At 48.0% G+C, this 225-nt stretch carries 1 protein-coding gene; it reads right to left on the bottom strand.

Translation table 11 applies throughout. From position 1 onward, the window contains the following. Positions 1–225 (bottom strand): condensation domain-containing protein (locus CWC18_RS20750; protein WP_138676051.1); only part of this gene is annotated, 225 nt, incomplete at both ends.

Below are 225 nucleotides of genomic sequence, written 5' to 3'. Positions count from 1 at the left end.
GACCAACTGAGTGCTGCAGTCGTCGTGCTAAAAGGTAAGCTGTTTAGGAATAAGCCAAGTAGTTGCTCCCCTCCCACTGCTTCAGGTCGACCATTGGTTACCATACCGGTTACCAATTTACTTTGGCCACTCAAAGCATGTAAAGCACGCAAATGCACTGCCAACAAGACGCTTTTTAAAGACACCCCCAACGAGGCAGCATAGGCTTTTGCTTGCTCTGTTTCT

Source organism: Pseudoalteromonas aurantia, assembly GCF_005886875.1.
GTDB classification, from domain to species: Bacteria; Pseudomonadota; Gammaproteobacteria; order Enterobacterales; family Alteromonadaceae; genus Pseudoalteromonas; species Pseudoalteromonas aurantia_A.
Note: the sequence above shows the minus strand (reverse complement) of the source record. Positions and strands in the feature narration are given on the sequence as shown.